This is a genomic window from Fusicatenibacter saccharivorans (assembly GCF_027667425.1).
Taxonomy (GTDB): domain Bacteria; phylum Bacillota; class Clostridia; order Lachnospirales; family Lachnospiraceae; genus Fusicatenibacter; species Fusicatenibacter saccharivorans.
Map to the genome: position 1 here is coordinate 57,799 of NZ_JAQEGR010000011.1, position 16,623 is coordinate 74,421.

At 46.5% G+C, this 16,623-nt stretch carries 20 protein-coding genes, 1 tRNA gene and 2 riboswitches; of the genes, 11 read left to right on the forward strand and 10 right to left on the reverse strand.

All coding sequences use genetic code 11. The features are described from left to right. Positions 1-77: 77 nt before the first annotated feature. The 8 genes from PGS38_RS11390 to PGS38_RS11425 form a co-directional block, all read right to left on the reverse strand. Entirely contained in the window at positions 78-1,694 is a 1,617-nt protein-coding gene (locus PGS38_RS11390) for an amidohydrolase (RefSeq protein WP_117805124.1), read from the reverse strand. A gap of 117 nt (positions 1,695-1,811) precedes the next feature. Beyond that, positions 1,812-3,290 (reverse strand): alanine/glycine:cation symporter family protein, encoded by a 1,479-nt coding sequence (locus tag PGS38_RS11395; RefSeq protein ID WP_117510525.1) that lies wholly within the window; start codon positions 3,288-3,290, stop codon positions 1,812-1,814. Between the two features lie 185 nt (positions 3,291-3,475). Further along, a riboswitch (Lysine riboswitch) is annotated at positions 3,476-3,650 on the reverse strand. A gap of 104 nt (positions 3,651-3,754) precedes the next feature. Then, the gene (locus PGS38_RS11400) at positions 3,755-3,880 is read right to left on the reverse strand and encodes a maltose acetyltransferase domain-containing protein (protein ID WP_117510523.1); all 126 of its coding nucleotides are present in this window, start codon (positions 3,878-3,880) and stop codon (positions 3,755-3,757) included. Positions 3,881-3,923: 43 nt separating this feature from the next. After that, positions 3,924-4,334: a peptide deformylase gene (locus PGS38_RS11405; RefSeq protein WP_117805125.1), complete on the reverse strand. Its 411-nt coding sequence runs from the start codon at positions 4,332-4,334 to the stop codon at positions 3,924-3,926. 41 nt (positions 4,335-4,375) lie between these two features. Beyond that, on the reverse strand, positions 4,376-4,792 hold the full coding sequence (locus PGS38_RS11410) for a hypothetical protein (RefSeq protein ID WP_173827430.1): 417 nt from the start codon (positions 4,790-4,792) through the stop codon (positions 4,376-4,378). Positions 4,793-4,864: 72 nt separating this feature from the next. Further along, positions 4,865-5,470: a class I SAM-dependent methyltransferase gene (locus PGS38_RS11415; protein WP_117805126.1), complete on the reverse strand. Its 606-nt coding sequence runs from the start codon at positions 5,468-5,470 to the stop codon at positions 4,865-4,867. Then, positions 5,457-6,008 (reverse strand): hypothetical protein, encoded by a 552-nt coding sequence (locus PGS38_RS11420; protein ID WP_117805127.1) that lies wholly within the window; start codon positions 6,006-6,008, stop codon positions 5,457-5,459. The genes PGS38_RS11415 and PGS38_RS11420 overlap by 14 nt, the downstream gene beginning before the upstream one ends. Further along, on the reverse strand, positions 6,005-6,574 hold the full coding sequence (locus PGS38_RS11425) for a GNAT family N-acetyltransferase (RefSeq protein WP_117510517.1): 570 nt from the start codon (positions 6,572-6,574) through the stop codon (positions 6,005-6,007). Before PGS38_RS11425 ends, PGS38_RS11420 begins: the two co-directional genes overlap by 4 nt. A gap of 195 nt (positions 6,575-6,769) precedes the next feature. Here PGS38_RS11425 and PGS38_RS11430 point away from each other — a divergent pair, with 195 nt between their 5' ends. Continuing rightward, positions 6,770-7,606 carry an AIM24 family protein gene (locus tag PGS38_RS11430; protein WP_117805128.1) on the forward strand — a complete coding sequence of 279 codons (837 nt, stop codon included), beginning with the start codon at positions 6,770-6,772 and terminating at the stop codon, positions 7,604-7,606. Between the two features lie 164 nt (positions 7,607-7,770). Next, positions 7,771-9,102 (forward strand): MATE family efflux transporter, encoded by a 1,332-nt coding sequence (locus PGS38_RS11435; RefSeq protein WP_242991195.1) that lies wholly within the window; start codon positions 7,771-7,773, stop codon positions 9,100-9,102. Positions 9,103-9,402: 300 nt separating this feature from the next. Here the strand turns inward: PGS38_RS11435 and PGS38_RS11440 are convergent, their stop codons facing one another. Beyond that, a complete protein-coding gene (locus PGS38_RS11440) occupies positions 9,403-10,401 on the reverse strand; it encodes a DUF3878 family protein (protein ID WP_117805129.1) in 999 nt (332 codons plus the stop codon). 174 nt (positions 10,402-10,575) lie between these two features. After that, positions 10,576-10,716 carry a response regulator gene (locus tag PGS38_RS11445; RefSeq protein WP_117805130.1) on the reverse strand — a complete coding sequence of 47 codons (141 nt, stop codon included), beginning with the start codon at positions 10,714-10,716 and terminating at the stop codon, positions 10,576-10,578. Positions 10,717-10,734: 18 nt separating this feature from the next. Next, a riboswitch (cyclic di-GMP riboswitch) is annotated at positions 10,735-10,810 on the reverse strand. A 109-nt stretch (positions 10,811-10,919) separates the two neighbouring features. Here PGS38_RS11445 and PGS38_RS11450 point away from each other — a divergent pair. The 9 genes from PGS38_RS11450 (at position 10,920) to PGS38_RS11490 (ending at position 16,611) form a co-directional block, all read left to right on the forward strand. Beyond that, positions 10,920-11,063, forward strand: a complete 144-nt coding sequence (locus PGS38_RS11450) for a hypothetical protein (protein WP_158565922.1) — start codon at positions 10,920-10,922, stop codon at positions 11,061-11,063. Positions 11,064-11,437: 374 nt separating this feature from the next. Beyond that, positions 11,438-11,511 (forward strand) — tRNA-Arg (locus PGS38_RS11455). A gap of 326 nt (positions 11,512-11,837) precedes the next feature. Then, the gene (locus PGS38_RS11460) at positions 11,838-12,803 is read left to right on the forward strand and encodes a ParB/RepB/Spo0J family partition protein (RefSeq protein ID WP_071143508.1); all 966 of its coding nucleotides are present in this window, start codon (positions 11,838-11,840) and stop codon (positions 12,801-12,803) included. Positions 12,804-12,817: 14 nt separating this feature from the next. After that, complete coding sequence (locus PGS38_RS11465; RefSeq protein WP_117805133.1) at positions 12,818-13,603, forward strand: ParA family protein; 786 nt, start codon at positions 12,818-12,820, stop codon at positions 13,601-13,603. After that, on the forward strand, positions 13,593-14,501 hold the full coding sequence (locus PGS38_RS11470) for a ParB/RepB/Spo0J family partition protein (protein WP_117805131.1): 909 nt from the start codon (positions 13,593-13,595) through the stop codon (positions 14,499-14,501). The genes PGS38_RS11465 and PGS38_RS11470 overlap by 11 nt, the downstream gene beginning before the upstream one ends. A gap of 78 nt (positions 14,502-14,579) precedes the next feature. Beyond that, entirely contained in the window at positions 14,580-15,578 is a 999-nt protein-coding gene (locus PGS38_RS11475) for a DUF6017 domain-containing protein (protein ID WP_117805132.1), read from the forward strand. 9 nt (positions 15,579-15,587) lie between these two features. After that, a complete protein-coding gene (locus PGS38_RS11480; RefSeq protein ID WP_015514766.1) occupies positions 15,588-15,884 on the forward strand; it encodes a hypothetical protein in 297 nt (98 codons plus the stop codon). Between the two features lie 13 nt (positions 15,885-15,897). After that, positions 15,898-16,296, forward strand: coding sequence for a hypothetical protein (locus PGS38_RS11485; protein WP_173905991.1), 399 nt, complete (start codon positions 15,898-15,900; stop codon positions 16,294-16,296). A 66-nt stretch (positions 16,297-16,362) separates the two neighbouring features. Continuing rightward, positions 16,363-16,611, forward strand: coding sequence for a DUF3781 domain-containing protein (locus tag PGS38_RS11490; RefSeq protein ID WP_005921256.1), 249 nt, complete (start codon positions 16,363-16,365; stop codon positions 16,609-16,611). The last annotated feature ends 12 nt before the right edge of the window (positions 16,612-16,623 follow it).

A 16,623-nucleotide genomic window follows, 5' to 3' on the forward strand; every position in this document is an offset into this window, starting at 1 on the left:
AGGTTATCTTATTTCACGTTTTTCCCTTCATTGTATGAATTTTCATTTGACATTTATCGCTCATTTGAGTTATATCTTTATGCTTCATATACCAGTTCACCAGCAAGATACGTCCGGCACACCGGAATGTCTTTGATCGTGCTCTCATCCACCTCAAACGGATTCTGACCCAGTACGACGAAGTCTGCCATCATGCCTTCTGCGATCTGGCCTTTCACGTTCTCCTCGAAACTTGCCTCGGCACTGCGGATCGTGTAACTGTCGAGTGCTTCCTGTACGGTGAATTTCTGATCCGGCAGGTACGGGCCGACATGGTCGCGCAGCGTTGTTCTTGTGACAGCGCACTGCATGCAGGCGAGGGCATCCGGCAGCTCTACCGGGCAGTCAGTTCCGTTGCTGACGGAGACGCCGTTATTCATCAGCGTCTTCCAGCTGTAGCTTGTGCTCGCAAGCTCTTTGCCGACGCGCTCCTCTACGATATGGTTATCGTAATCGAGGAAGATGCTCTGTGCGTAAACGTGAAGATGCATTTTCGCGATTTTTTCAAGCTGATCGGCTCTTGTGATCTGGCAGTGCACGATGCCGTGGCGGTGATCTTCTCTCGGGTTTTCAGCAAGGGCTTTTTCATAGGCACTTAACACGCGGTCGAGGCACGCATCACCGATCGTGTGAACTGCAGCCTGCATGCCGTGTGCATTGGCGTAGCCGATCATCTCATCCATGGTTTCCTGGGTGAATACCGGGATTCCGCAGGTGGACGGGTCGTCTGCGTATGGGCGACTGAGGAATGCTGTTCTCGCACCGAGTGCGCCGTCGCCGAGCATTTTCAGCGGGCCGATTTTAAAGCGGTCTGTGCCGATGCCGGTCACATTTCCAGCCTCAACGAAACCTTTTAAGGATTCCAGATCGGTAAAGTTGCTCTGCTCGTAAACGCGGACGGTCAGCTCGCCGGAATCCTCGAGTTCTTTGTATGCTTCGTTGACGGTCTGCCACGGAACGGCGCGGTAAACGCAGTAATCATCACTCTGGCTGCTGGTGACGCCGTAGCTGTTCAGGGCTTTGCAGGCGCTGCGGATCATATCTTTGATTTCCTCTTTGCTCGGCACCGGAATGCTGTCGTAAACCGGTTCCATTGCATTGTCGAAGAATCTTCCGTCCGGCTCACCGTTTTCCATACCGATCTCTCCGCCCTCCGGCTGCGGGGTATCTGCGGTGACGCCGAGGAGTTCCAGCGCTTTGCTGTTGACTACGAGGCAGTGGCCGCACGCTCTCGTCGCGCAGATCGGAACTTCAGTTGATACGCGGTCAAGATCGTAGCGGTTCGGCATGCGGTCCACGTCCGTGAAGTAATCCTGATTCCAGCCGCGGCCCATCAGCCATGCGCCGTCTTTTCGCGGATGCTCTTTCTGGAAGGTGTCGAGGCAGGCGAGCATATCTTCCAGGCTTTCGGTATGTGCGGCAAGCTGCGCTTTCAGCAGGGAGCTTCCGTAATTTAAAAGGTGCATATGGCTGTCGTTAAAACCGCTGCAGACGAATTTTCCGCCGAGGTCTACAACTTTGTCGCCGGCTGCTGCAAGGGCATCTGCCTCTGCGCTGCTTCCGGCGAAAACAAATTTGCCGTCTTCTACTGCAAACGCTTCGACAAGCGGCAGTTTTCCGGTGTAGACAGCTCCGTTTTTGTAAATTGTTTTCATATCATTATCCTCCTACTGTCATCTAAATTTGATTCTATTCTTTTCTGCCCATTTGCGCAATATACAAATTCAGACACGCTATTCTCATGCGTGTCTGGATTCGCTTTTGAATATTTTTTATTTCGTTTTCTCTTCGTAGAACAGGCAGGCGTTCTTGTCTACCGTGCCCTGGCCGAAGTTTCTTGCTTTGTAGTCTTTCAGCAGTTTGAAATACTGGTTCGAGAGAATCAGGATCACTGCTACGTTGACGAAGGTCGGGATCGCAGATGTGATATCAACGACAGTCCAGATAAAGCCCTGGTTGTTTGTCTTTACCAGATAGATCGTCCACAGTACGCCCGGCAGAGCGCGGACTGCGTAGAAGATTTTCATGACGATATCTTTCATCTTGCCTTCTTTTTTATACAGATGCTCCAGAATTGCCAGATAGTAGGTGAACCATCCGCCGGAAGTCGTTACAGTGAAAATGACCATGATGACTGCCAGAAGGATGCTTCCAAATTTGCCGAATCCGCTTGCAAATGCACTTAAAGCAAGTGTTCCGCCGTTCGTTCCGTCGGTCCAGTTTCCGCTTAAGATAACGGAAAGTGCGGTGATCGTACAGATAACCATGGTATCAAAGAATACCTCGAAAGATCCCCACAGACCCTGCTCTACCGGATGCGGTGTTTTTGCGGAAGCATGGATCATTGGAGAAGTACCCCATCCAGCCTCATTGGAGTATACGGAACGCGCCATACCCACACGGATAATCTCGCTGACTGCGCAGCCGGCAAAACCGCCGATCGCTGCTGTTCCGGTAAATGCGTTTGTTACGATGGCTGCAAATACGCCAGGAACGCGGTTGATGTTGATGATGATCATGCCAATTCCCATCAAGATATAAAGAACGCTCATAAATGGAACGAGCTTGCTGAACAGACTTGCGATTTTCTTCGTACCGCCGCTTGTAACGACATAGGTCAGAATGCAGAGCAGAACGCCCATCACGATAACGCCTTCTACTTTGAAGCTTCCAAGATTGATATTCTCAATACCGAACGCACCGGCTACGACCTGAGATGCGGTCAGGTTGGAAGAGGTTACGAAGAAGGTGGAGAAAATACCGATGCCGAAGATGAGCGCCGGGATCAGCCACAGCTTGCCCCAGTGGCGCTCCTCGCCAAGTCCGCACTCCATGTAGTAAGTCGGACCGCCGTAGTACTCACCTTTTTCGTTGGTGTGACGGTAGTAGCAGCCGAGGGTAACCTCAACCTGTTTTAATATCATACCAAGCAGAGACGAAAGCCACATCCACATAATGGCTCCCGGGCCGCCTGCTGCAACTGCAGTTGCAACACCGGCGATATTACCGAATCCTACGGTACCGCCGATAGCGGTCGAAATCGCCTCAAACGAGGAAAGCATACCCTTTCCTTCACTTGCTTTGTCTTCTTTCTGGAACAGTTTTCCGCCGGTTCTCTTCATAATCCAGCCAAAGTGACGGAACTGGAAAAATCCAGAACGAACGGTAAAGTACAGACCGGTCAGAATCATCAGCGCGATCAGCGGCACGCCCCAAAGGACACCGTCCAGCCAGTTAAGAAATGCTATCATGTCAAAATCCTCCCTTTTTTCTTTTCCGGCAACAGTTTTCTTCAGACGTATCCTGTAACACCCGTTTCGTCTTTCGTTCTCCAACCAAACAGATTTCCACCCCTGGAACCTTTTGTCACGGTTCCAACTGCAGTACAATAAAAAGAGCAGCGGTCTTCACCACTGCTCCATTAAATCTACGTTCATGAAGCAATAGCTCCTCCACCAGTACGGTGAGAGTGCACAGCCTGTTCGACTGTACCCCAACGCAGACAGTTTTTCGGGAACTGCCCCGTTTCGGCGAATGCTCCTTTCCCTGCCCGTCCCAGACCCCGTTGTCTCAGGACAGCTACTCTTAGCCTTCGCGCCTCTATTGCCGAATATGTATATTGACAGGTATTATCATATGTTTCTTTTCGCTACTTGTCAATCGTTTTTTCGACATTATTTTACAAAAATTTTATATTTTCGAAATTTGTCCTGATTTATTTGACTTTCTTGTCTCCCTCTGACGGCTTCAGCTGGTTGAACTTCCACAGACGCTCCATATAGCCGGACTGCTCTTTGGCCAGCTCTTCCACATTCGGGTTGTAAATGATTCCTTTTACCATTCATTCTCTGTCTGTCATACTGTCCTCCTGTCTGCTGTAGGATCTAAATAAGTATCCCTTCCAGATGATCCATCTCATGCTGGCAGATCTGGGCTGGCCAGCCGGTGAATTTCTGGCGTTGTTTTTTCCAGTTCCAGTCGTAGTATTCGATTTCGATGTTCTGGTACCGCTTTGTTTTCCGCACGCCTGGCAGGGAAAGGCAGCCTTCTTCTGTTTCGTAGGGGCCGCTTTTGCGGACGATCACCGGGTTGAACATGATGATGTCGCGGAATCCGGCGTTTACGATGATGATGCGTTTTTTCACGCCGATCATATTTGCCGCCATGCCGACGCATGCCTCGCGGTTTGCTGCCAGTGTGTCCTGCAGATCTCTTCCCACCTGCAGATCTTCCTCTGTCGCCGGGACGGATTTCTGTCCGAGGAAGAGAACGTCTCTCATAATTGGTTTTACCATTTGTGTTTCCTTTCTCTTTCGGCCTTAAAGGCCAAAATCGTTTAATTTTCTATTTGAATCCACATATCGCACGATGTGCATCCGATTACGTTTTTTCCGCCTTTCTGCTCCAATCGTTCTACTGTTCCGCTGCAGAACGGACAGATCCAGTCAATCTGTTTTCCGGCTTTGACGGCCTGCATCATGTTGACGAATTTTGTCGTATCTACATTTTTCGAATTGCAATTCTGCGTCCAATCACCGGAGAGTACTTTTCGCAATTCGCCGTTTTCATTCAGAATAACGGTGTCGCCCTCCTCGATGTTCCAGTCATACAGCATCTGATCCTCCTGGCGGATGCGCGATTCTGTTCCGTTTTCATCTTTCAAAACAACAACTGCCATGACAGGCTCGTCGGCACCGCGCTCCTCACAGCCGAAATCAAGGTCTTCCTCAATTCGCATTACCTGATATTTCATAAAAACGCCCTTTCTTCAAATATAATTCATGCTTTTTTGTATTCCACACGGTTTTTGCTGTTACAAAACTTTTTATTCCTGAATCGTAAAAATCACAACCCGCTCCCGGCTATCCCCGCCCGGAAACAGATCCATACAGTCGATCTCATCGAGAAATTCCAGTTCCGGCACCGTCATCAGATACGAGATATAAGCATCCGACGGGTAATAGAAAAACAGCTGGATCTCCCGCGGATTTTCGTAGTACGATTCCAGCAGTCTTGCCATCGCTTTTCTTAAGATTTCAAGCGAAAACGGGTTAAAAAAATACACCCGGTCCACTTCCGCAGGAACGGGAAAATTTTCGGCGCTCTCCAGCACAAACTCCGTCCGCGCACCAGAGGCCGCCGCCTTTTTGTTTTCCATTGCCTTCGCATAAATCCGCTCATCATACTCCACACCGATGGACTGGCACCGGGTCTGCGCCGATAAGAAGAAATCTACGCGGCCCTTTCCGCATCCGTAATCGAGCAGCGTATTTCCCTTTCGGATCATCCCCGTGTTTGCCATCCGCTCCAGCACGCAGTACGGGGTCGGCTCATACGGATACCGGTACAGATCCGACCGGCTGTCGTCCCGCCCCATTGTGTGGATCTGAAGCAGCTTGTCCCAGCGGTTTTCGTTTTTATCCTCTCTCATCGCCCGTCTCCCGATACTGTTCGAATAATTCCAGATACTCCTGTTCCACCGCATCAAACGGCCGCACCGCGTAGTCCAGCGTGATGTGAAGCTTCGGTGCATCCCCCTCCTGCGGCTCCTCCAGCAGATTCGTCAAATCGTACCACAGCAGATCATTGTCGATCTGTTTCATCATCCGCTGCTCCTCCGCCGTCAGATCACTGCCAAGATATTTCTCATAAATCACCGAAAGCAGATGGTCCTCGATCTCGCGGTACCGCGGCATTTCCTGTTTTAATGGCCGCGGCACGTCCGACATGTAACACTCGCTCGCGTCATGCAGAAGGCACGCCAGCACCAGCCGCCGGGAATAGCCGCGCGCGGCCGCCTCTTTCGCACAGCAGATGCAGTGCTCTCCCACTGACCAGAACGTCGTCACATGGCCGTTTCCGCGGCAGATCATCGGCAGCGCATGCGCAAAATCCTCCACACAGAGCAGTTCCGGAGCGGGATGCACAGGGTCAAAATGTTTTCTTGTATACGTTGTTATTGTGCTCATTCTTTTATCTCACTATATGATTTTACTGCCGGCTGTCCCGCGTGCGGCTCGCCGATGATTTTTTCCATCCAGACCATATCGTACCAGCGGTCGAATTTGTAGCCGCAGTTGTGGAAGGTTCCCACGAGTTCGAATCCGAGATGCGCATGGAACTCGGCGCTGTTTTTCGTCAGATATTCATCCTCGACCTGCGGATAGCCGATGCAGGCGTAGAGGTTCAGAATGCCCATTTTTTTCAGGCGGTCCGCCAGCTCTTCATACAGTCTCCGGCCAAGGCCTCCTTTTCTTGCATTGTGATCGAGATAAATGGTCAGCTCGCTCGACCAGTCGTATGCGGCGCGGCCGACAAAGGCATGTGCGTATGCATAACCTTCGATTTTTCCATCCTGCTCGATGACGAGGTATGGATATTTTTTCATGATATCACGCATGCGGTTCTCAAATTCTTCCAGAGACGGCACGTCCCACTCGAAAGAAATGACGGTGTATTCTACATAGTAAGCATAAATCTCCAGAATGCGTGCGGCATCCTCTATTTTTGCATCTCTGACAGTAATTGTACTCATAATAAACTCCTCCTCTGACCGTACTGCTTGCGTTTTCTGAACTTTATCTTATCACTCCGCTGAAAAATGGACAACATGATTTCCAGATTTCCTTTTTTTCTAAATTTTTCTGTGCTCTTTGCTTTCTTTCCTGTATAATAAAAGAAACAAGACGGATCACTATTTTTCTTCTTAATGAAAGAAAGGAACGTGCCTATGAAAATTTTAAATCTCGAAAACGAAAACCGGAAATTCACCAAGTCCATCGAAAATTTCCACGTCATGGAATATCTCCAGGATTCCAGCGTCTCGCCGATGACTGCCATGGAGGAGTATTACATGAGCAAAATGAATGTGCGCCGCCGCCAGGTTGTCATTGAACTGGACAAGGAGCACTCCGCGATTATCCAGTCCGGTGCGATGCAGTGGATGGGCGGCCATGTACAGGCGACCGCCGGAATCAAAGGGATCGGCGACCTGTTCGGAAAGGCCATCAAAGGCGCCATGACAAAGGAATCTGCCGTAAAACCGGAGTACGTCGGCGACGGATATCTCGTGCTGGAACCGACCTACAAATACATCATTCTTGTGGATGTCGAGAAATGGGGCTCCTCCGGAATGACGATTGAGGACGGCATGTTCCTCGCCTGCGACGGCAGAGTCAAAACCAAACTGACCGCCCGCAAGAGCATTTCCTCCGCTGTCCTCGGCGGCGAAGGCTTCTTCAATCTGAGCCTCGTCGGCAGAGGCGCCGTTGCCCTCGAAAGCAACGTACCTGAGGACGAGCTGATCGAAGTCGAACTCGAAAACGACGAACTGAAAATCGATGGAAACCTCGCCGTCTGCTGGTCCTCCAACCTTGATTTCACCGTAGAGCGCTCCACCGGAACCCTCGTCGGATCCGCCGTCAGCGGTGAAGGCCTCGTCAACGTCTACCGCGGAACCGGCCGCGTCCTCATGAGCCCGGTCGCCCCGACAGATTCCCTGCCGACTGCAACCAACACGACCCAGGCGAACCCCGCTGTGAAGAACAACCTTCCGCCGGAAAATTAAATTCGAATCCTCTCCGCCCCTATGCCTAATACGCATAGAAAAAAGTCAAATTAAACCTCGTTTTTGATTGACACTTTCTTCAAAACATGTTAGCGTAAAATACGCATTTATCTTTACATTCTTAAGAAAAACCATACGATAAAATACATGTTCTGGAGAAAATGATGAATAGAATAAACTGGACTGAACTGAAACCGCAGATTCAGCAGGTCGGGCGATTAAGTCTGCCTGCGATTCTTACACAGATTACTACGATTGCGATGCAATACATTGATTCCGCGATGGTCGGCGCGCTTGGGGCGAATGCTTCGGCGGCGATCGGACTGGTTTCGTCGACGACGTGGCTCCTCAGCGGTACGATTTATGCGGTTTCAGCCGGTTTTTCTGTTCAGGTAGCGCATCAGATCGGGGGAAATCATGACAAGAAGGCAAGGGATGTTGTGCGGCATGGCATCGCGTCCGCGCTTGTTGTGTCGGCTGTTTTGTGCCTGATCGGGCTTCTGATCAGTCATCCGCTGCCGGGGTGGCTCGGCGGTGCGCAGGAGATCCGGCGGAATGCCACGCTCTATTTTATGATGTTTGCCATCATGCTTCCGTTTTCCCAGCTCAACTCGCTGATGTCGTCCTTCCTGCAGTGCAGCGGTGATATGGTGACGCCCAGTATTTTAAATGCCGTCATGTGCGTGCTCGATATCATTTTCAATGCTCTTTTGATTCCGGTTTTCGGTGTCATGGGTGCCGGTATGGGAACGATGCTGGCCTGCGCCGTCATCAGCCTCACGGGTGCCTGGTTCTGTTGTGTCCGCAATCCGCGGCTGCGTCTCCGCCGGAAGGAAAAAACGGTTTTTGATACGAAAATTCTGAAAACTGCATTCAAAATCGGTGTGCCGGTTGCCGTACAGGAAATCGCGATGAACAGCGCCATGGTTGCTGCCACCATGCTGATTGCCCCGCTCGGCTCCATTGCGATTGCGGCCAATTCGTTCGCCGTCACCGCCGAAGGCCTCTGCTACATGCCAGGCTACGGCATCGGTTCCGCCGCGACAACGCTCGTCGGCAGAAGCTACGGCGCCGGAAATTACAAGCTGGCGAAACGCTACGGAAATATCTGCATTGCCATGGGCGCAGTCCTGATGGCCATCACTGGAGGTCTGATGATGATCTTCTGTCCGTTCGTCTTTAGCATTCTGACTCCTGACCCGCAGGTGCGCTCGTTTGCCGCCGAGGTACTCCGCATCGAACTGCTCGCCGAGCCGTTTTTCGGCGCTTCCATCGTTGCCGCCGGAGCCCTCCGCGGAACAGGCGATACGTTTGTGCCAAGCCTTCTGAACCTTGGCAGCATCTGGGTCATCCGCCTCGGTCTCGCGGTGCTTCTCATCACCCCGCTCGGCCTGCGCGGCATGTGGATCGCCATGGCTATCGAGCTCTGCATCCGCGGATTGCTGCTGCTCTACCGCCAGCATACATCGAAATATTATAAACTGCCCGCAGCCTGACTTGGCGGCAGCGTATAGAAAAAGCGCTTATTTGAGATTTCATTCCCGCCTCAAATAAGCGCTTTCTATTTTACCTTATCCCTTGTTTCAATTCACAGTCGGTATTTTCACGGAGTCTGACATGTCGAAAATAGTTCGACTGTGACTTACCTCATGTCTGTGGAGGATACCGATTTCTCTCCGCCCGCCACTGCCGTTATGTTTCTTTTAACAATTCATCCCACCACTTTAGAAGCGGGGGACTTCTTGTCTACTGGTATTAAAACTGAATCACTTCCGGCTCATCCGTAAAGGAGCTGATCATTGCCGTTGCGTTCTGGAAATTTTAAACGTCTCAACCTCCACAACCCGCTCTTTCCCTCTCGTTCCCCAGATCATCAGATGGACCTTATATTCCACCGAATCCCGTGCATAAAAGAATGGCTCCTCGCGCAGCAATGATGCGCGTTTTCCTTCGGCTTCCAGTATCTTTTTCCGTTTCATTGCCTGCTCCTGGATTTTTCGGATCTGGGTTCCTTCTTCGCCGGTGAAGCGTCGTTTCGGATAATTCTGTGCTTCGCGGGCCAGTTTTTTTTCCAGTAAATCCACGACTTTCGCGTGGCGGCTCGTATGCAGCAGTTTTGCGATCTGTTTTGCGAGGAGTTTTCCCTGCCATTTTTCATAAAGTGCAAGATACCACAGCAGCACTTTATCGCCTGCCTCCGATGCCAGTTTTTTCATCTCCGTAATTGCCTCTTCCGTCGCTTCCCACCACGGGCATGACGGTACGAGATACTGATCCGGCACGGCCGGGTAGCAGCAGAAATTGAGCGGCGGGAAATTGGCCAGCGATGCCAGACGCATTTCTTCCTCGGTGCAGAACGCCTCGCCGAGGTATTCCAGCTTGTCCCGCAGGATCGCAATACGGAACTCAATCTGCCGCAGATACTCGTATCCGTCCACCCAGAAATGACCCGTTTTTCCGTAATCAAACAGATGCACTTCCAGTGAAAGGCGGCTGAAAAACAGCGTGCACACCGTCTCTCCCTGCCGCACGATCAGAACGTACTGCTCCCCGTCTTTTTCCAGTGCAGCATCTATTTCTCCCTCGTATTCCTTCTGATACGTTCCCGTCAGCTCCGCGTCATGAAAAACGAGAAAGCTCTCTGCCGCATCGTTCATCAGATAGACAAGCCAGATCTCCTTTTCTCCTCCACCGTACCGCTCACCCGGAAGCAGCAGCTCGAACTGCCCCTGCGAAAGAAGCACATCCAGCCTTTCCAGTTCCTCGGTCCATGTGATATTTTCTGCAATTTCCATTCCGTGATTCTCCCCTGTTTTCTTTTACTTCCTATGATACACCATAAAAAGGCTCCACTGCAATCCAAAGCAGTAGAGCCCCTTCTCCAAATTTTTCTGTTATTAATCCGTCCCGTTATCCGGCGCATGCCGTCCGCACTTTCTCGTCCAGCGTCGTCTGAATCTCTTTTAAATTCACCGGTTTCGGAATATGCCCGCGTCCGCGCACCGCTTGCGGTCCGTTGCAAAGGTATTTGCTGTCATCGCAAAAATCGGAACATCATTGTCCTCACGCACACTGTTTCGAATTTTTTTCGTCGCCTCGATGCCATCCATCACCGAAATGTTCCATATTTACGCAGCTGGCTGCCATTTTACAGGCCCTGTAGCTTTGCGTCACAGCCTTTCGACTGCTTTGCCGAGATTCTTTTTTTATTTTAATTCATTGCTGTAAGACTCTCTTCTCCTTTCCCATCGGAATATGATATAATGACCTCTGGATTTTGGCAGATTACTGTTTTTAACATTGGAGGTGTACGATGAAATACAGACTCATAACAGAAAACGATTTAGAATATGTTGTCGAAAAAAATAATGAATACTACAACAATGTCGAAGGCTGCTGGACCTATGAAAAAGCCTATAAGAGAATTTATCAGGTACTCACAATGGAAAATTCCTGAAGTAAACTGCGGAATCGCAAGTATGTGTTTCGTCTTGAAAAAGCAGCAAAAATATAGTATAATATTTTTGTTTCTGACCTGGCTGAAACATTTATAATTCTTGTTTCTGTAGCTCAGCAGGATAGAGCGTCCCCCTCCTAAGAGAAAGCCGAGGCATTCCCCAAAGGGAAAAAATGAAAAACAACTTTCAGTTCGAATCTATTCTGAAAAATGCCAAAGGTGACAACAAAGCATTCCCCAATTTGGGGAACGTTCTAATGTTACCAAAGTAAAAAAATCTGTAGATTGACAACTCGAAAAAGAGTTGATAATCTTATATATGGCCGAAGGGAAAAATCCCAGAAACCCAGTAAAATCAAGGGTTTGCGGCATGTGTCGTCATAGCTCAGCTGGATAGAGCACTCGCCTCCTAAGCGAGGGGTCGGAGGTTCAAATCCTCTTGGCGACGGGCTTCAAAGCGTTCGAAAATGTTAGCTGGATTAGCTGACAGCGAACGCTTTTCTTATTTTCTAATCACGTTCGTGGCATGAAATTCCATTCAAAATGATCCATTTCCAGCTAACACAATCCGATTTTTGTTAGCTGACAGCTAATCAAAATCACCGGTTTGCAAACATGGTTTTTCAAGAGTCCAGCTAACATTTGGGTTCCGCTCTGTTGTCACCCCTTATTTGGGGATGTAAATCAGAGAAAAGGCAGGAAAAGAAACAATCTCTCCGAAACCTGCAAACATAAATTAGCTGAAACAGTATTCAATTCTATTAGCTACAGCTAATAGTCAAACGGCAATGTCTGTTTGGAACTTTTCTTACAACAAAAGTTCCAGGCAGGCATTTTTTATTTCCTGAATCCTGGAGGAAAGGAGTCAAGATGACTGATGCAAACAGACAATCAGGAGAAAAAGAAGAAAGAATCATAGAAATTGAGATTGAACGTCTCCGCCCTTTTAAGGAGCATCCGTTTCAGGTGAAAGATGATAAGGAAATGTTTCTTCTGCAGGAAAGCATTGAGAAATATGGAATCTTAAATCCGCTGATCGTCAGACCGGTACCGGATGGCTACTATGAAATCATATCCGGTCACAGAAGAAAACATGCTGCAGAGAAACTTGGATACCGTAAAGTACCGGTGATCATCCGGGTATTAAGTGAAGATGATTCCATCTTAAGCATGGTGGATTCGAATCTTCATAGAGAACGGATCAGCTACAGTGAAAAGGCTTTTGCTTACAAATTAAAGAATGACGTATTGAAAAGAAAAAGTGGTCGAAAAAAGAGCCAAGTTGACCACAAAAAAACAAGAAAACGTTCGATAGATATTATCAGTGAGGATTGTGGTGATAGCCCAAAACAAGTGCAGCGTTATATTTCACTGACAAAGCTGATACCAGAAATGTTGCAGAAGCTGGATGATGAAATTATTTCTTTTTGCCCGGCTGTGGAAATAGCAGCACTGAAAGAAAATGAACAAAGAGAACTGCTTAAAGCAATGGATTATGCACAGGCGATTCCGTCACTCTCACAGGCTCAGCGGATAAAGCAGCTGAGTAAAGAAAAACAGTTATCGCTGGAAAAGATGGAAGAAATCATGTGTGAAGTTAAAAAGGGTGAGATCACAAGAGTGGCATTCACAAACGAGCAGTTACACAAGTATTTTCCAAATTCCTATACACCGGCAATGATGAAACGGGAAATACTGGCACTGCTGAAATTATGGAAAAAAGAATCATGGGAAAGTTAAAGGAGGAAGAAATCATGTGTAAAGTTATATCCGTAGTAAACCAGAAAGGTGGAGTCGGCAAGACCACCACAACCGTAAATGTAGGTATTGGACTGGCAAGAGAAGGTAAAAAAGTACTGTTGATTGATGCAGATCCGCAGGGGAGTTTAACAGCAAGTCTTGGATATGAAGAACCGGATGATCTTCGAATTACACTGGCAACAATGATGATGGATGTTATCAATGAAGAAGATATTAATCTGGAAGATGGTATCTTACATCATCAGGAAAATGTAGATCTGCTTCCAGCAAATATTGAGCTTTCCGCACTGGAAGTAACGATGGGAAATGTTATGAGCAGAGAAATGATCATGAAAGAATATATCGATGCGATAAGATCCCGATACGATTATATCCTGATCGACTGTATGCCAAGTCTTGGTATGATGACAATCAATGCACTGGTTTCTTCCGATTCCGTGCTGATACCTGTACAGGCCGCATATCTGCCTGTTAAAGGACTTCAACAGCTGATTAAGACCATTCTTACAGTAAAGAAAAGATTGAATCGGAAACTGGCGATTGAGGGCATTCTCCTGACTATGGTAGATTTCAGAACCAATTACGCAAGGGACATTGCATCAAGAGTACATACAACCTACGGAAGTCAGATTGAGGTATTTGAAAATGTGATCCCGATGTCTGTAAAAGCTGCTGAGACCAGTGCGGAAGGAAAAAGTATCTACATGCACTGCCCGAAGGGAAAAGTTGCTGAGGCATATATGAATTTAACACAGGAGGTTTTGAAGAATGAAAAATAGAAGTGGTGAAAAGATTAAGCTGGCAAGTATTGATGAACTGCTCGGTGTGGTAAATGAAGAATCTGCAATGGAGATAGAGATCAGTAAGATCCATCCGTTTAAGAATCATCCATTCAAGGTGTTGGATGATGAAAAGATGCAGGATCTGGTAGAGAGCGTAAAGATCAATGGAGTGTTGACACCGGTACTTCTCCGTATGGATGAAAACGAAGATTACGAAATGGTATCCGGTCACAGAAGAATGCATGCAGCACAGCTTGCAGGACTCACAACTATTCCGGCAATCGTAAGAGAATTATCAGATGATGATGCCATTGTGACGATGGTGGACGCTAACATTCAGCGAGAGGAACTGTTACCGAGTGAGAAAGCCTTTGCCTACAAGATGAAACTTGATGCAATGAAAAGACAGGGAATCAGAACAGATTTAACTTGTGTACAAAATGAACACAAGTCAGGTAAAAAGTCACGAGAATTATTGGGTGAGCAAGTTGGAATAAGCAGTGTGCAGGTGACTCGTTATATCCGACTGACAGAGCTTATTCCGGAACTTCTTGATCTGGTAGATAACAAAAAGCTTCAGTTCACGGTTGCTGTAGATATCTCTTACATCGATAAGGAAGTACAGGGATGGATTTACGAATATATCTGCGACACAGGATTTATCAAACCAAAACAGATTGCAGCACTTAGAAATCAGCTGAATGATGGACCAATCAATCAGATCCAGATGTTATCGATTTTCAATAATTGTGTAATGGCAAAGAAAGTATCCCGGTCTCTTACTTTCTCAGAAAAGAAACTGACAAAGTATTTTCCGGATGATTATACAGCCAAAGATATGGAACAGATAATTGAATCATTATTAGAAAAATGGATGCAGGAACAGTCCTGTTAAGGATAGAAAAAGCTAAGAAAACAAAGTCAAAGAAGTTTAAAAAGAGGACTTCTTAGCAGAAAACGAAAGGAGGAAATTATGGAGAAAAAAATGACATTTAATTATTTTTACGGTACCGAAGCTGATCAGTTCAGCTTCTACCGCATACCAAAAGCATTATTTACAGACAGCTACTTTAAAGATTTATCAAGCGATGCCAAAATTTTATATGGACTGATGTTGGATCGAATGTCTCTTTCCATCAAGAATCAGTGGTTTGACGACAAAAACAGAGCATATATCTACTTTTCCATCGAAGATATCATGGAATTACTGAACTGTGGCAGAAATAAAGCCATCAAATCCATGAGAGAACTGGATGACGAAACAGGAATTGGTCTGATTGAGAAACGTAGACAGGGATTTGGAAAGGTGAATGTTATCTACGTAAAAACCTTTATGCCTGAGAAAACAGATGAGAAAAAATTTGGAGAGGAATTAGAGAAGTTTAAAAAACAAACTTCTGTGGAAAATGAAGAGACTGCAGAAGTTTACAATTTAAACTTCATGAAGTCCCAAAATCAAACTTCTAGAAGTCCCGAAAACAAACTTCAAGAAGTTTACATTTCAAACCCTAATAATACTAATCTTAGTGATACTGAAATGAATGATAATAAATCTAATCATATCATATCTGTGGATGAGAAAAGATGTGATAGCGATAATCGCTCTGAGGATTATCAGGCTTATGAAAACCTTGTCAAGGAGACCATTGATTATGAATCACTGGAAATAACCCATCATGACGATATGCGACAGGTAGATGAAGTCGTGAACCTGATCGTAGAAACTGTGATGTGTAAAAATGACAAGATCTTGATTGCCAGCAACTGGTATCCGGCATCTCTGGTGAAGAAAAAATTTCTGATGCTGACCTATTCACATATCGAGTATGTCTTACACTGTATGCGTGGTAACACCACAAAGGTGAAGAACATCAAGAAATATTTATTAGCAGCCCTGTTTAATGCACCGTCTACGATGAATGGGTATTATCAGGCAGAAGTGAACCATGATATGCCAGGACTGGTAAGATAGGAGGTGCACATGTTTATTTTAAAACTTGCTGGGAAGATATTATTACTGCCGGTATGGCTGATACTTTTTGTGATCGGCCTGGCAGTGAAGATGACAGTACAGACTTATGCGGTTGTCAGAGGAATCCTTGGATTTATATTCACTTTGTTGATTATAGCGACTGCATACTGTTACCATGATTGGGTACAGGTTGCATTCCTGTTTTCGCTGAGTGTAATTCTGTATCTGATCCTGTTTGCAGGAGTGTTTGTAGACACTGTACTGGATATGACAAGAGAAAGTATTATTGATTTTATTTTATCGTGAGGAGGATATGAAAATGAGCGAAAACAATGATTTTATTCAGTTACCACCGATCAAAAAAGACACACCTTCCGAAGTGGTCTCAATGATTTGGCAATATTTGAAATTACCCGAGGAATCCAGAAAAAGGGTGAAAGCAGAGTTGATTAATGTACATGAGAACTGTGGGAAAGAAGATTTTCAGATTCCTAATCTCTATGACATCGTTTCAAAAGAGGAAATCGCAGAATTTGAGGGCATCATGCGTAAGATCATAACAGGAATTATTTCTGAGGCCAGTGGTATAGCCACCTGGGTGTATGTGCAGAAATATGAGAAACACAAAACTCTGGATGAAATGCTGCAAGAATGGCAAGGCGCAGGCCAGTTTATTATTGTCATGGATACCTGGTTCGAAAAATTGATGGCGGAATAATATGATACTGTGATAGAATGAAGAAAACGATTTGATGTGCAAATCGGTAGTTGAGGAAAAGAAAGAATGGAAGATAAAAAGATATTGCTTGATAATATTGATAAAATTCATACAACCGAAATGGGAATTGATAGAATTAAAAGAAACCTAAAAATAGATACAGCAGATGTTGTTGAGTATTGCAAAAATAAGGTATTAGATAAAAATTGCAATATATACAAACAGGGTAAAAATTGGTATTGCGAGGTTGAAAATATCAAAATTACTATCAATTCATATAGCTATACAATCATTACAGCACATATTGTTAAGTAATTTCAAGTTTTT

Bases quoted from the DNA above. Each gene is read 5' to 3' on its own strand.
- PGS38_RS11445 (WP_117805130.1), bottom strand. From the start codon at position 10,716: ATGGATGGCATCGAGGCGACGAAAAAAATTCGAAACAGTGTGCGTGAG.
- PGS38_RS11415 (WP_117805126.1), bottom strand. From the start codon at position 5,470: ATGAGAGAGGATAAAAACGAAAACCGCTGGGACAAGCTGCTTCAGATC.
- PGS38_RS11395 (WP_117510525.1), bottom strand. From the start codon at position 3,290: ATGATAGCATTTCTTAACTGGCTGGACGGTGTCCTTTGGGGCGTGCCG.
- PGS38_RS11430 (WP_117805128.1), top strand. From the start codon at position 6,770: ATGAAAATTTTAAATCTCGAAAACGAAAACCGGAAATTCACCAAGTCC.
- PGS38_RS11490 (WP_005921256.1), top strand. From the start codon at position 16,363: ATGGAAGATAAAAAGATATTGCTTGATAATATTGATAAAATTCATACA.
- PGS38_RS11435 (WP_242991195.1), top strand. From the start codon at position 7,771: ATGAATAGAATAAACTGGACTGAACTGAAACCGCAGATTCAGCAGGTC.
- PGS38_RS11425 (WP_117510517.1), bottom strand. From the start codon at position 6,574: ATGAGTACAATTACTGTCAGAGATGCAAAAATAGAGGATGCCGCACGC.
- PGS38_RS11390 (WP_117805124.1), bottom strand. From the start codon at position 1,694: ATGAAAACAATTTACAAAAACGGAGCTGTCTACACCGGAAAACTGCCG.
- PGS38_RS11420 (WP_117805127.1), bottom strand. From the start codon at position 6,008: ATGAGCACAATAACAACGTATACAAGAAAACATTTTGACCCTGTGCAT.
- PGS38_RS11450 (WP_158565922.1), top strand. From the start codon at position 10,920: ATGAAATACAGACTCATAACAGAAAACGATTTAGAATATGTTGTCGAA.
- PGS38_RS11475 (WP_117805132.1), top strand. From the start codon at position 14,580: ATGGAGAAAAAAATGACATTTAATTATTTTTACGGTACCGAAGCTGAT.
- PGS38_RS11410 (WP_173827430.1), bottom strand. From the start codon at position 4,792: ATGAAATATCAGGTAATGCGAATTGAGGAAGACCTTGATTTCGGCTGT.
- PGS38_RS11405 (WP_117805125.1), bottom strand. From the start codon at position 4,334: ATGGTAAAACCAATTATGAGAGACGTTCTCTTCCTCGGACAGAAATCC.
- PGS38_RS11480 (WP_015514766.1), top strand. From the start codon at position 15,588: ATGTTTATTTTAAAACTTGCTGGGAAGATATTATTACTGCCGGTATGG.
- PGS38_RS11465 (WP_117805133.1), top strand. From the start codon at position 12,818: ATGTGTAAAGTTATATCCGTAGTAAACCAGAAAGGTGGAGTCGGCAAG.
- PGS38_RS11485 (WP_173905991.1), top strand. From the start codon at position 15,898: ATGAGCGAAAACAATGATTTTATTCAGTTACCACCGATCAAAAAAGAC.
- PGS38_RS11400 (WP_117510523.1), bottom strand. From the start codon at position 3,880: ATGGTAAAAGGAATCATTTACAACCCGAATGTGGAAGAGCTGGCCAAA.
- PGS38_RS11440 (WP_117805129.1), bottom strand. From the start codon at position 10,401: ATGGAAATTGCAGAAAATATCACATGGACCGAGGAACTGGAAAGGCTG.
- PGS38_RS11470 (WP_117805131.1), top strand. From the start codon at position 13,593: ATGAAAAATAGAAGTGGTGAAAAGATTAAGCTGGCAAGTATTGATGAA.